The 12,938-nt window shown below is 62.8% G+C and carries 10 protein-coding genes; 7 read left to right on the forward strand and 3 right to left on the reverse strand.

Annotated features, from left to right (window positions below; all coding sequences use genetic code 11):
- The first annotated feature begins 344 nt into the window (after positions 1-344).
- Positions 345-1,574: a glycosyltransferase family 9 protein gene (locus tag NDB2M4_RS06785; protein WP_072372289.1), complete on the forward strand. Its 1,230-nt coding sequence runs from the start codon at positions 345-347 to the stop codon at positions 1,572-1,574.
- 26 nt (positions 1,575-1,600) lie between these two features.
- Here NDB2M4_RS06785 and NDB2M4_RS06790 read toward each other — a convergent pair whose 3' ends face one another.
- On the reverse strand, positions 1,601-2,959 hold the full coding sequence (locus NDB2M4_RS06790) for a glycosyltransferase family 9 protein (protein ID WP_083555967.1): 1,359 nt from the start codon (positions 2,957-2,959) through the stop codon (positions 1,601-1,603).
- Between the two features lie 139 nt (positions 2,960-3,098).
- Here NDB2M4_RS06790 and rfaE1 point away from each other — a divergent pair, with 139 nt between their 5' ends.
- From rfaE1 to NDB2M4_RS06805, 3 genes are all read left to right on the forward strand, one after another.
- Positions 3,099-4,541 (forward strand): D-glycero-beta-D-manno-heptose-7-phosphate kinase, encoded by a 1,443-nt coding sequence (gene rfaE1, locus NDB2M4_RS06795; RefSeq protein ID WP_072372293.1) that lies wholly within the window; start codon positions 3,099-3,101, stop codon positions 4,539-4,541.
- A 17-nt stretch (positions 4,542-4,558) separates the two neighbouring features.
- Positions 4,559-5,536 (forward strand): ADP-glyceromanno-heptose 6-epimerase, encoded by a 978-nt coding sequence (rfaD, locus tag NDB2M4_RS06800; protein WP_072372295.1) that lies wholly within the window; start codon positions 4,559-4,561, stop codon positions 5,534-5,536.
- 87 nt (positions 5,537-5,623) lie between these two features.
- Entirely contained in the window at positions 5,624-6,229 is a 606-nt protein-coding gene (locus NDB2M4_RS06805; protein WP_072372297.1) for a D-sedoheptulose-7-phosphate isomerase, read from the forward strand.
- Positions 6,230-6,283: 54 nt separating this feature from the next.
- On the opposite strand, the gene NDB2M4_RS06810 is transcribed toward NDB2M4_RS06805, so the two are convergent.
- Positions 6,284-6,940, reverse strand: coding sequence for a D-glycero-alpha-D-manno-heptose-1,7-bisphosphate 7-phosphatase (locus tag NDB2M4_RS06810; RefSeq protein ID WP_072372299.1), 657 nt, complete (start codon positions 6,938-6,940; stop codon positions 6,284-6,286).
- A gap of 247 nt (positions 6,941-7,187) precedes the next feature.
- Between NDB2M4_RS06810 and NDB2M4_RS06815 the strand changes: the two genes are divergently transcribed.
- The 3 genes from NDB2M4_RS06815 (at position 7,188) to NDB2M4_RS06825 (ending at position 12,011) form a co-directional block, all read left to right on the forward strand.
- Positions 7,188-8,366: an efflux RND transporter periplasmic adaptor subunit gene (locus NDB2M4_RS06815; protein WP_072372301.1), complete on the forward strand. Its 1,179-nt coding sequence runs from the start codon at positions 7,188-7,190 to the stop codon at positions 8,364-8,366.
- Positions 8,363-11,524, forward strand: a complete 3,162-nt coding sequence (locus tag NDB2M4_RS06820) for an efflux RND transporter permease subunit (protein WP_072372303.1) — start codon at positions 8,363-8,365, stop codon at positions 11,522-11,524. The genes NDB2M4_RS06815 and NDB2M4_RS06820 overlap by 4 nt, the downstream gene beginning before the upstream one ends.
- Positions 11,525-11,750: 226 nt before the next feature.
- Entirely contained in the window at positions 11,751-12,011 is a 261-nt protein-coding gene (locus NDB2M4_RS06825; RefSeq protein WP_072372305.1) for a hypothetical protein, read from the forward strand.
- 61 nt (positions 12,012-12,072) lie between these two features.
- Here the strand turns inward: NDB2M4_RS06825 and NDB2M4_RS06830 are convergent, their stop codons facing one another.
- Positions 12,073-12,924: an NAD-dependent epimerase/dehydratase family protein gene (locus tag NDB2M4_RS06830; protein ID WP_171988045.1), complete on the reverse strand. Its 852-nt coding sequence runs from the start codon at positions 12,922-12,924 to the stop codon at positions 12,073-12,075.
- Positions 12,925-12,938: the final 14 nt, after the last annotated feature.

Here is a 12,938-nt window from a genome sequence, read left to right on the forward strand (position 1 = left end):
CCCCAACATTGACCGATGGATGCCCCTCAACAGCTTGAAGGCTCTGCTCCGGCGAGGAAATATACCTCAGGGCCGCATCGGTTGGCTGTCACCCACTCTCCCAAGCCGCACTTCCCTTCTGCGTGAATGCGATTGCCACAAAAGGCAGATTAATTCCCGGAAGGACGCGTTCTTGGCTATCCGGACCCGCACCGCGACACTTCACCATCCAGGATCGCCGATTGATTTCACAAGTCACGTGATCCTACTTTTTGGCCGGCAGTAGCAAAACCACTAGGTATCTCTTGCGCGGTACTTCCAACATATCCGCTAAAGCGAAGCGCATAGTCCGGGGCGGATATAGAATGTCCCGCGAACTCGTGAGGCGCATCCTCACGCATGGCCAGCACACGCGCGATATTCGGCGCACCGCAATCTTCTCCTGGCGCTTCGTTTCGTCACGCGTGCAGCGTGAGCGGCACCGCCGTTCCGTGCTGAAAGACGTCTCCGGCGTCGATTCGATCCGCAAATCGGTCAGCAGCGAAACGGATCGCGCCACCGTCGCCATGCTGGTCAGCGGCGGCATAGGCGACTACCTGGTCGTGGCACGTTTTCTGCGTGATCTTGCAGCAGAAATCGAACCCGCCCGTTTCGACATATTCTGCTCGAACCCCGCCATTGGTGACTGGGTTTTCGCCGCGGTCCCAGGCTTCAACAAGTGCCACTCTGAATTCCTCTTCACCGTGCAGAGCGTCGTGGGCAACTACGACCTCGCGTTGCGTGCCAGCCAATTCGTCATTGCCGACAACGACGGGATCGACTGGGCGCGACTGCAGAAATCGAAGCGCCTGCAGCAGGTCGTCATGAACCTGGCCCGCGCAAGGCGTCCGATCGAGCCCTTCATCGAGCATCATCCGCATCTCGACGCCAGTCTTGCGCGCCGCATCGTCTTCAACAATCAGACGAGAGAAACATATCTGCACTGGATGGCGGGCATCACTTACGGCGGGCCGCGTATCGACCTGAAGACAGACGGCGCCATCATCGATCAGCTCGGCCTGCGCGACCGCCCGTTCGTCACCATCAACAATGGCTTTGATGCCGGCTTCATCGTCACCGGCACAGCCTCTACGAAAACGTATCCCCACGGCGACGAGCTCTGTCGCTTGCTCAAGGAGCGCTTCCCCGGTCTCACCATCATTCAGATAGGGAACGCCACCAGCCAGCCGCTGGCCAATGCGGATATCAATCTCATCAGCAAGACCAGCCTGGCCGCAGCAGCCGCCCTCGTTCAGCACGCCAGCCTGCACATCGACAACGAAGGCGGCCTCGTTCACGTTGCCTCTGCCTTCGGGACTCGCTGCTGCGTCGTATTCGGCCCGACGCCGGCGGACTATTACGCCTACGAGGACAACATCAACGTTCTGCCGAACTTCTGCGGCGGATGCTGGTGGTCGACTGAAACCTGGATGGACGTCTGCCCGCGCGGCTTCAAGACTGCGCGCTGCCTCTCCGAGCAACGCCCCGCCGACGTCGTTGCGCAAATTGCCGCCGTGTGGAAGCCAAGCTCCAAATCAATGCAGCTTGCGTCCTAGCCCGAGGCACCAAGCCACGGCGATCTTCAAGTTAGAGCAGTCAACTGCGCATCCGCGCTCGACGTCACCCGCGACACACTTCGCGCGCTTTGCGCTGTGCGGCTATCAAGGATCGCTATGGCTTCCCGGACAACGTCGGAGGGCTGATGCGACGTCATACACCGGGCTTCGGCAAAACCGCGTGGGCAGCGATCCATCCAGGATTCGTTGATCCACCAGCATCCGCCACAGAATGCCGGGCTCAGGTTGCGGTTCTGGCCGTAGCCGAAATAGTCCGCATCGCTCGGACCGAACAGCACCAGAGCCTTCGCCCCGATAACGGACGCGATGTGCGCCAACCCGCTGTCGACATCAAGGTGCAGTCTCGATCCCCCGATCAGCGCGGCGGCCTCCGCTAGGGAAGTTTTCCCGACAAGCGAAATGTCTGCTGCCGCCAAAGCCGCGCTGGTCTCCGGTGTCCCCAATTGCACGATTGTCAGATTGGGCCTTTGCGCCTTGAGGAGAGCCAGTGCCTCATCAAATCGTGGATACGTCTTCGTCGAGGTCTGCCCGCTCACGACGAACGCGGCATCGAACCCGTTGTGGACCGTCACATAGTCCTTGCCGGCCAATCCAAGCCGTCCGAGCACCGATCCGTCCAACCTGAGATCGAACCCTTCGCCGCCGTGCGCAATGCCCGCCTGATAGTGCAGGTATGAGCTCCGCGTCTGGTTCGCATAGACGGCGCGGCGGCCGAAATCGCCGCTGCTGCAAGGCAATTCCGCTACAAGCCCGGCGTTGTCAGCGACGAATGCTTCAAGGCGCCGGCAAACGCTAGCCAGCTTGGGGTGCAGCGCAAGCTGCCGCTCGTCGTAAGCGCACACCTCCGCCACCTGGGTGATGCGGATGGCCAGCGCATAAAGTGGCGCAATCTCCCGGAACAGGAACGAGCTGTGGCACTCGCGAAACCCAGGAATGGTTTCGAAAACCCAGCGCGCCGCCCCTGCGCTGTTGCACGCCACGTCGAATTCCAGCGGCCCGCACGCGGCCCCGAGATCGCGCAGAAACCGCGCTATGACGATGTTGTCACCGATACCGCCGCCCAGCGTATGCACAAGAATGACAGGCTTGTCGGTCGGCAACTGTGCCTTGATGGAACTGCGTACCCGCCCGCTCTTCAGCTTCGTCGCTGCGCCCTGCCACAGCAGCGGCAGCTTGGTCCAGACATACCGGGCCATGAACCGCCCGGTCTCCAGAGGGCTCGCGCCGGACGCATTGAGGCCGGCTATACGTTCCGATAGCCGCCGCAGCCTGCCGCCATCGAGGCTTGCCACGCGTACCCCCGGGCGCCCATTGTCGCCTTCTCGCTTCAATCTGCTCACATCAATATCTTGTTCGTCCGCCATACGAAAATCCACCAGCCAGGTCGCAAAGTTAGCGCGACAGGCGATGGATCGTTGATAGCTCAGTTCTACACGTCGAGTATATGTTACGAGGCGGGTATATTAGGACTCACCTTGGCGTTTTGCACAGGAGCCCGTTCGAGTGATTTCTGAACGCACACTAGCTGCTTGTCGCATCCTCATTGTAGGCGATGTCGCGCTCGACCGCTTCGTCTACGGGGAGGTTGCCCGCATTTCGCCTGAAGCCCCAGTCCCGGTGCTGCGGGTCACATCGACCACCAACTCCCCCGGCTGCGCAGCGAACGTCGCCGCGAACGTGACCGCGCTTGGAGCCCAAGCCACCCTGATCGGCCTGGGCGGCGACGATATCACCGCGGTGAGCCTTGCCAAGGTGCTGCGTGGCATCAAGCACCTCAAGATCGTTCCCGACACGGATCGGCCGACGACGATCAAGACGCGGTTCGTTGCAGGCAGCCAGCAAATTGTCCGGGCCGACGAGGAAGTCACCGCTCCGCCGAGCGACACCGCCGAAGAGCGCATTCTCGATGCCTTCGCCGAAGCGCTTCCCGACAACGATGTCGTCGTCATCTCCGACTACAACAAGGGAATGCTGACCGACCGCATTCTGGCCGAGATAATCTCGACGGCCGAAAAGGCCGGCAAGATGACCATCGTCGATCCGAAGCGCAAAGACCTGTCCGCCTATCGCGGCGCCACGCTCATCAAGCCCAACCGCTCCGAGCTGACGGCAGCCACCGGCCTTCCTTGCCAAAGCGATGATGACGCTGCCAGGGCCGCCGATCACGCCATCGAAGCGACCGGTTCGATGATCCTGCTGACGCGCTCCGAGCACGGCATGAGCTTGTTCCGAGCAGGCGCTGACCCGCTTCATCGCCGGACCGAGGCCAGGGACGTGTTCGACGTATCGGGCGCAGGAGACACCGTCGCAGCCGTCATCGCGACTGCCCTTGCCGCCGGTCTCGATTTTGGCCAAGCCATGGACCTTGCCAACACCGCAGCCGGCATCGTCGTTGCCAAGATCGGCACCGCAACGGTCAGCCCGCACGAATTGCAGGCGGCCACCATGCGCTCGCGCCTCGGCTACGAAAACCGCGTCCTGTCCCTCGATGCGGCCATCCCTCTGCGCGAGGCGTGGAGGCGCCAGGGGCTTAGATGCGGCCTCACGAACGGCTGCTTCGACCTGATCCACCCCGGCCACATCTCGTTGCTCAAAGCGGCCAAGGCCTCCTGCGACCGCCTGATCGTCGCGCTCAACTCTGACGAGTCGGTACGCCGCCTCAAGGGCCCCACCCGGCCGCTGCAGGACGAAAACGCGCGCGCGTATGTCATGTCGCACATCGAGCAAGTGGATGCCGTCGTCCTCTTCGAGGAAGACACCCCCCTGGAGCTCATCGAAGCATTGAAGCCCGACGTGCTGATCAAGGGAGCCGACTATCGGGAGGATCAGGTGGTCGGCGGCGACCGCGTCAAATCGTGGGGAGGAAAAGTCGTTCTGGCGGATTTAATACCCGAGCAATCGACGACGCGGCTCGCCAAGAAGGCCGCTACACCAACCACCGCCTGAACTTTGGGGAACCGAGAATGTATTTGGTGACGGGCGGAGCCGGCTTCATCGGCTCCAATATCGCGGATGCGCTGGCCGCCCGCGGCGATGACGTAGTGGTCTGCGATCGCCTGCGCAATGGCAACAAGTGGCACAACATCCGCCGCACGCGCCTGCACGACATCGTCCATCCCGACAACCTCGACGCCTGGCTCGATGCCCACGCCAAAGACCTGACGGCGATCATTCACATGGGCGCCATCAGCGCCACGACCGAGACCGACGTCGACAAACTCGTCCATAACAACATCGCGCTTTCATTGAAGCTCTGGCAGTTCGCGGCAGCGCACGGCATCCCGCTCATCTATGCCTCGTCCGCAGCGACGTACGGCGACGGCGCCCAGGGGTTCGTCGATGATCAGTCGCCGCAAGCGCTGGCCCAGCTCCTGCCTTTGAACGCCTACGGCTGGAGCAAGCTCTTCGTCGATAAGCGCTTCATCGAGGACGTGCTCGCAGGCCGCCCCAAACCGCCGCAATGGGCAGGCCTCAAGTTCTTCAACGTCTATGGCCCCAACGAAGGCCATAAGGGCGACATGCGCTCGGTCATTCACAAAGTCTATCCAAAGGTCGTCGCCGGCGACGTCGTGCAGCTCTTCAAATCGCACGACCCCCGCTACCAGGACGGCGGCCAGCTGCGCGATTTCGTCTACGTCAAGGACTGCGTCCGGATCATTCTCTGGCTGCTCGACAATCGCCAAATCTCCGGCATCTTCAACGTCGGGACCGGCAAGGCGCGCACCTTCCACGATCTCGTGCACGCCGTCGGCAAGGCCGTCGGCAAAGCGCCCAACATCGAGTTTATCGACATGCCGCTTCAGATCCGCGACCGCTACCAGTACTTTACCGAAGCCGACATGCAGAAAGTTGCGGCTGCCGGCTACAACGCCCTGCCGACCTCGCTTGAGGACGGCATCCTTGATTACGTCAAATGTGATTTGTCGGTGCGGCCGCAGTGACCGTGCCAGAGCAGCGCTATAAACTGATATTCAATCCCGCGGCCACGCTTTGAAGCTGCCGCGCATCATACTTGGAGGCATTCGGTCATGAGCTCGCTTCTCTCCTACCTCGAGGAATCCCGCGCAGCTCTCGATAGATGTATCGCAGCTCCGCAGCTCGCCGGACACGTCGATGCCGCCATCGATACGATCGTCGCCGACCTCCTCGCTCACCGTCCGCTGCTCCTTTGCGGCAACGGCGGCTCGGCCTCCGACGCCATGCACATCGCCGGTGAGCTCGTCGGCCGCTTCCTGCTCGAACGCAAGGCGATCAACTGCATCTGCCTCACATCGAATGCAGCCGTCGTCACCGCCTGGAGCAACGATTATTCCTACGAGACCGTCTTCGCCCGGCAGGTCGAGGCCTACGGCCAGCGCGGTGGCACGCTGCTCGGCATCAGCACGTCCGGCAACTCGGCCAACGTCGTGCGTGCGTTCGAAACGGCGCGCGAATTGGGAATGAACACGATCGGCCTCACGGGCCAGGGCGGCGGCAAGATGGCGGCATTGAGCACCGTGCTGATAGACGTGCCGTCCAAGAGCACGCCGATCATTCAGCAGCTCCACATCACCATCTACCATTATCTCTGCGAGCAGATCGAAATCCGTCTTGCGCCCGCGATGGATCAATTGCCGGCGGCGAAAGCAGGTTGAGCCGATTGCCCTTACACTCGAGGCATTCGCTCCGGGCAACTGAAATTCAACCAATCACTCTTTCGGCTGCGGCTGCGGCCGCGTCAGGTAACGCACCACCGCGCCGCGGGCGGCGCCGAGACTGTCTACGCGCCGCCAGGTGAAGTCCGCCGGTAACGATTTCGGGTCGCCCTGCTCCTCGCCGCTCTTGCCCGTCTCGACTAAGATACCCGCGCGCAAACCCGCACGCTGCCCGGCTTCGAGGTCGGCAACGCGGTCGCCGACGATCAAACTGCGCGCCAGATCGATCTGCATCGCCTCGGCCGCTTTCGTCAGCATTCCGGGGTTCGGCTTGCGCCACGGATGATCCGCGACCGCCATCGCTCCCGTGCCCTTCTCGTGATAACCGCACGCCAGCACGGCATCGAAGCGAGCACCCGCTTCGGCGAGACGCGTGCGGATCACATCCTGCACGGCTTCGAAGCTGTCCCACCCAAACAAGCCACGCGCCACACCTGACTGATTGGTCACGACCACCACGGGAACAGCCAGCCGATTAGCCTCGGCAATGGTCTCTGCTGCACCGGGGATCAGCCGCACCCCATTGGGGTCGCCGACATATCCGCTGTCTTCGACGATCACGCCATCGCGGTCGAGAAACAAGGCTGGTCGCCCGGCAAAGGCCGCAGCATCGGCGCCTGAAAACCACAACCCTGGATCGATGAGCCCCATCGCTGGTCAAAACCCCTTGTGACATTCGCCCGAACTGCCCCGGGGTGCGGCCTCAATAGCGGCCCCTAACCAGGCATTCAATCGATGTCCCCTGCGACCCGATCGTTGCCTGCCCACCCCCCAAACGAGAAATTCGCTGCAAGGCGCCCTGGTAGAAGTTCTGTTAGCTATACGGAAGTCATCGTCAGGTTACTGGTATCCGCCACGCTTCCCGTGTCCCCGCCCGCCAACGGTCATCAGCCGCGCCATGCCATCTCGTCGACCCGCCCTCCTTCTCGGCCTTTCCCTCGCAGTTTTGGCTCTCGCCGGCTGCGGCGACCGCAACACCTACCAGCCACCGCCCCCCGCCGAGGTGACCGTCACCAAGCCGGAAGAGCGCAAGGTTACGTTGTATATGGAGGTGACCGGATCGTCCGCCGCCTACAATCGCGTCGACCTCGTAGCGCGCGTGCAGGGCTTCCTTGAGAAGGTCGGCTACAAGGACGGCGCCGAGGTCAAGAAGGGTGATCTCCTCTTTCAGATCGACCCGCGGGATTACCAAATCCAGCTCCAGATCGCTGAGGCGACACAGGCCCAGCAGGAAGCCCTGTTGAAGCAGGCCGACGCCGATCTGAAGCGCAAGCAGGACCTCGTCAAAACATCAGCCGTATCCGTCGCGCAGCTCGATGACTCGCGCGCAAAACGCGACTCGACCGAAGCCGCACTCCTGCAGGCCAAGGGTCAGGTCGAGCAGGCAAAGCGCAACCTCGAATACACGACCATCCTCGCCCCCTTTGACGGCACCGTATCCGCACGTCTCGTCGATCCCGGCGCCATGGTCGGCGCCGGCGAGCCGACCAAGCTCGCCACCATCGTTCAGCAAAAGCCGATCTACATAAAATTCAACATCGACGAGCAGCAGGTACTTGCCGTGCGCGAGCGCATGCGCGAGGCCGGCGTCACGCTGAAGGATCTAGGCCCCATCCCGGTCGGTCTTGGCCTGCAGAACGAGCAGGGTTACCCGCACGAGGCAACGCTCGACTACGTCGCCCCGGAAATCGATGCCGGCACCGGCACGCTCGCCGGCCGCGCCATCTTCGACAACAAGGATAACATCCTGACGCCGGGTCTGTTCGTGCGCGTGCGCATTCCCAAACAGATCGACGTGCCCTCTCTCCTTGTGCCCGATGTCTCCCTCGGCACCAGCCAGGAGGGACGCTACGTGCTGATCGTCAACGACAAGAACATCGTCGAGCAGCGCGTCGTCGAAGTCGGCGACCTCGTTGACGGCGGCTTGCGCATCATCACGAGCGGCCTGAAACCGGATGACCGCGTCATCGTCGCCGGTCTGATGCGGGCACTGCCCGGCAACACCGTCGTACCGAAAACGACGACGGCTGCGGCCGCCGCATCTGACGCCAAGAACGCGGGGACCGGCGGCAAATGATCGCCAAATTCTTCATCGACCGCCCCGTCCTCGCCAATGTGATCGCGCTTCTGATCGTGATCCTCGGCCTGGTCGCGCTCGCGCGCCTGCCGGTCGCCCAGTATCCCGACGTGACGCCCCCAACCGTGGTCGTGACCGCACGCTATCCGGGCGCCAGCGCCTCGACGGTGACGCGCGAGGTCGCGCTGCCTATCGAGCAAAAGGTCAACGGCGTCGAGGGCATGATTTACATGTCGTCGCTCTCGACCAGCGACGGCCAGTACACGCTCACCGTCACCTTCAAGATCGGCACCGACGGCGACAAGGCGCAGATCCTTGTCGAGAACCGCGTGTCGAGCGCCCTCGCCTCGCTTCCCGACGCCGTGCAAAAGCAGGGCGTGCAGACGAACAAGAAGTCGACATCCATCCTCGAGATCGTCGCGCTCAGTTCGCCTGACGGCCGCTACGACAGCCTGTTCCTTTCCAACTACGCCACCATCAACCTCGTCGACGAGATCGCGCGCCTCGACGGCGTCGGTTCCGTCTCGGTGTTCGGCGCGGGTCAGTACGCCATCCGCATCTGGCTGGATCCCCAGCAGCTTCAAGCCCGCGGCCTCATCCCCAAGGATGTGATCGACGCCGTCAACCTGCAGAGCCGATCGACCAGCGCAGGTCAGGTGGGCCTGCCGCCCGTGCCGCAAGGCCAGGCATTCCAGTATTCCGTCAACGTCCACGGCAAGCTCGACGATGTCTCCGAATTCGAGAACATCATCGTCAAGACCGACAAGGGTGGGCGCATCACCCGCCTGAAGGATGTAGCGCGCGTAGAGCTCGGCGCGCAGACCTACAGCCAGACCTTCAAGCTCGACGGCAAACCGTCCGCGGGCATGGCCATCTATCAGTTGCCCGACGCAAACGCACTCGATGTTGCAAAGCGCGTCGAAGCGCGCATGACCGAGCTGGCGAAGGCCTTCCCGGAAGGCATGACGTGGCTCGTGCCCTTCGACACCACCAAGTTCGTCGCCTCCGCGGTCAATGACGTCTACCACACGCTGATAGAAGCCGCCCTGCTGGTGCTCGTCGTCATTCTCGTCTTCCTGCAGGACTGGCGCGCAACCCTCGTACCCGCCACCACCGTACCGGTGACCATCATCGGCGCGTTCGCCGCCATGGCGATGCTGGGCTTCACCGTCAACCTGTCGACCTTGTTCGCCATCATCCTGGCGATCGGCATCGTCGTCGACGACGCCATCATCGTGGTCGAAGGCGCAGCAAAGCACATCGAGCATGGAATGACGCCTCATGACGCGTCCGTCAAAGCCATGGACGAGTTGCTCGGTCCGATCATCGGCATCACCCTCGTCCTCATGGCCGTGTTCGTGCCCGCAGCATTCCTGCCCGGCCTCTCCGGTCAGATGTACCGCCAGTTCGCCCTCGTCATCGCCGCCACCGCGCTCATTTCGGCAATCAACGCCATGACGCTGAAACCGACGCAGTGCGCGCTGTGGCTACGTCCCGTCACGCCACCCGAGCAGCGCAACGTGCTCGCCCGCGGCTTCAACTACGTCTACGACAAGTTGGAGAGCGCTTACACCGGCCTGATGCGGCGCATGGTGCGCCACGCCGCCCTCATGTTCATGATCGTGGCCAGCCTCGTCGTCCTCGCCGTCTGGAGCCTGAGCCGCGTGCCCACCGGCTTCCTCCCCATCGAGGATCAGGGCTACTTTATCGCCGTCGTGCAGCTTCCTGAAGGCGCCTCGCTCGAACGCACCACCAAGGCGCTCGATGATCTCACCATTCGCCTGAAGCAGCAGCCTGGCGTCGAACGCGTCGTCTCTATCGGCGGCATTGCCGCCCTCAACGACAGCGCCAGCCTGTCCAACGCCGGTGTGGCCTACGTCATCCTCAAGGACTGGGACGAGCGCGGCAAGGGCGAGGATCTTCTCGGCCTCTACACCGGCCTCTCCAAGCGCGTCGCCGACATCCCCGACGGCACTGCGCTCGTCATTCCGCCACCAGCCATTCAGGGCATCGGAAACACCGCGGGCTCCACGATGAAAGTGGAACTGCGCGACGGCTCGTTCGACTATGCCAAGTTGCAGCGCCTTGCGCAGGAGATCGCCAATCGCGCCGGCGCTCAGTCGATGGTCCGCTCCGCGACGAACGTCTTCCTCGCCGACGCGCCCCAGATCAACGTCAACATCGACCGCGTCAAAGCCGAAACACTCGGCGTGCCCCTCGGCAATGCACTCGATGCCTTGTCGACCTTCATCGGTTCCAGCTACGTCGGCCAGTTCAACAAGTTCGGCCGCGTATTCCAGATCTACGTGCAGGCCGATGCTTCCGCGCGCGTCAATCCGGAAAGCCTGCAATACCTGCAAGTCCGCAACAACGACGGCAACATGGTGCCGCTCGGAACGCTGGCTTCGATCGAGACAGTCGCCGGCCCCTCGGTTATCAGCCTTTATAATCTCTACCCGGCCGCAACCGTCATCACCTCGACCGCGCAGGGCTTTTCATCCGGCCAGGGTATGAACCTCCTGGAGCAGATCGCCGACGAGACGCTGCCGCCCGGCGCTGGTTACGAATGGACGGCAATGTCCTACCAGGAAAAGGAGGTCGGCAATCAGATCTACCTGATCTACGGCCTCAGCTTGTTGCTCGTCTATCTCGTGCTCGCCGGACAGTACGAAAGCTGGATCGCCCCCGCGACCGTCATCATCTCGGTGCCCCTTGCGCTGCTCGGCACCGCCGCGGCCTTGCTCGCACTCGGCGTCGGCAACAACCTCTATACCCAGATCGGCCTCATCCTGCTGATCGCACTCTCGAGCAAGAACGCCATCCTCATCGTCGAGTTCGCCCGCGAGCTTCGCATCCACGAGGGCAAGGACATCCTCGATGCGGCGGTCGAAGCAGCCCGCTCCCGCTTCCGTCCCATCCTGATGACCTCGTTCGCGTTCATTCTAGGTGTCGTGCCGCTGGTGCTGGCCTCGGGCGCGGGCGCCAATGCTCAGAAATCGATCGGCATCGCCGTGCTCACCGGCATGCTCGGATCGACGCTGCTCACGGTGGCATTTGTCCCGTCGGTGTTCGTCATCATGCAGCGTTTCGAAGAATGGCGGCAGCGCCGCAAGGCCGCCCGCAAGGGCACAACCGCCGCGCCGGCAACGCCTGCCTGACGCACGTCGAAGTCACAAAAGGGCTAACAGAACCCCAACGCGCTTGCACTCGTCCGCATCGCATCATCGACGCATGCACTCGCGCCTTCACTCCGCGTGAACCACGCATAGCTGCGAGGCTGGAAATTGGCGCGGTCGCCGCATAGGTCTTCTGTTAGTCGCCTCTCCGACCACATGCCACGCCGGGCGGGAGCGGTGCACTCAACGCTTCCAAGGAGCGAACGCCATGCGAACAAACGCCCTCGTTGCTTCCGCCTTTGTAGCTTTTCTCTACGTAACGATGCCCAGCGCCTCGGCACTCCCTGCCCCGGCGCGCGCTGACATTGCAGCCACCACGACCGCGTCCCCGGTCGAGCAAGTGCGTTGGCGGCGCTGGTACAGACCGTACCGCTACTACGGCTACCGCCCGTACTACTATCGCCCCTACCGCTACTACCGGCCGTACCGTCTTTATTACGGCCCGCGCTACTACCGTCGCTTCTACTGACACAATCCCACCAGTGTCGTGACGCGAGGCTCGCCAAGCCTCGCGTCATGAAGCGCACGTCTCAGCGCGTAGGCGACCATCCGAGCCCCATCAATTTGGCCGGATCGATCACGAGGGGCTTGCCGATGCGCTCCCAAATTGCGCGCGCACCGGGCAACTTCATCAGCATCTCAAGGCTGCCGCGCGGGAGCGTCACGATCCCTGGACGGCGCCCCATGCCTGCTCGCATCTTGGCGATTACCTCACCGACAGTCATCGGTAGCGGATCTGCTATGACGTAGGTCTCGCCCAGCGCCCGCGGATTACCGAGCACTGTGGCGACACCCGACACGAAATTCTCCACCGACAGGAACGAGCGCTCAGCCGCAATGGACCCGAGCGGCAGCGGCACGGGTAGCCGCGCCAGCTTCTCCAGGCTTGCAGCATTCGCCTTCGCACCTTCACCCAGCACCAGCACGGGGCGCAGGATCGTGAACGGCACGCCACTTTCGGCGATCACGCGTTCCGCTGCCAGTTTCGATCGCCCGTAGGCGCCGACAGGAGCTGGCGCATCCGCCTCCGTGACGACCGTCTGCGATGAATGTCCGACCTGCGCCGCAATCGACGACACGAACACGAGCTGCCGGAGTCCCGCTCGTTTGGCCGCAGCGCATAGATCTGCCGTCGACTGGCGATTGACCCGGTCGAACTCTTCATCGCTCGCCGACCGGTGCGCAATATTGGCGAGATGCACCACCGCATCGACGTCGCGCAGCAATCCGTCCCAATCGATGGAGCCGCCGAGGTCACCGAGCTGCCGCCATTCAGTTCCGCCAACCGGCCGGCGCGACGCAGCGATAAGCGTGTGCCCGCGCAGCCCCCGCAACAGATGCGATCCGAGGAACCCACCTGCCCCCGTGATGAGAACACGCATGTTGGAAATCTGAG

Origin of the sequence: Hyphomicrobium sp. NDB2Meth4, from assembly GCF_900117445.1 — a bacterium.
Classification (GTDB): domain Bacteria; phylum Pseudomonadota; class Alphaproteobacteria; order Rhizobiales; family Hyphomicrobiaceae; genus Hyphomicrobium_A.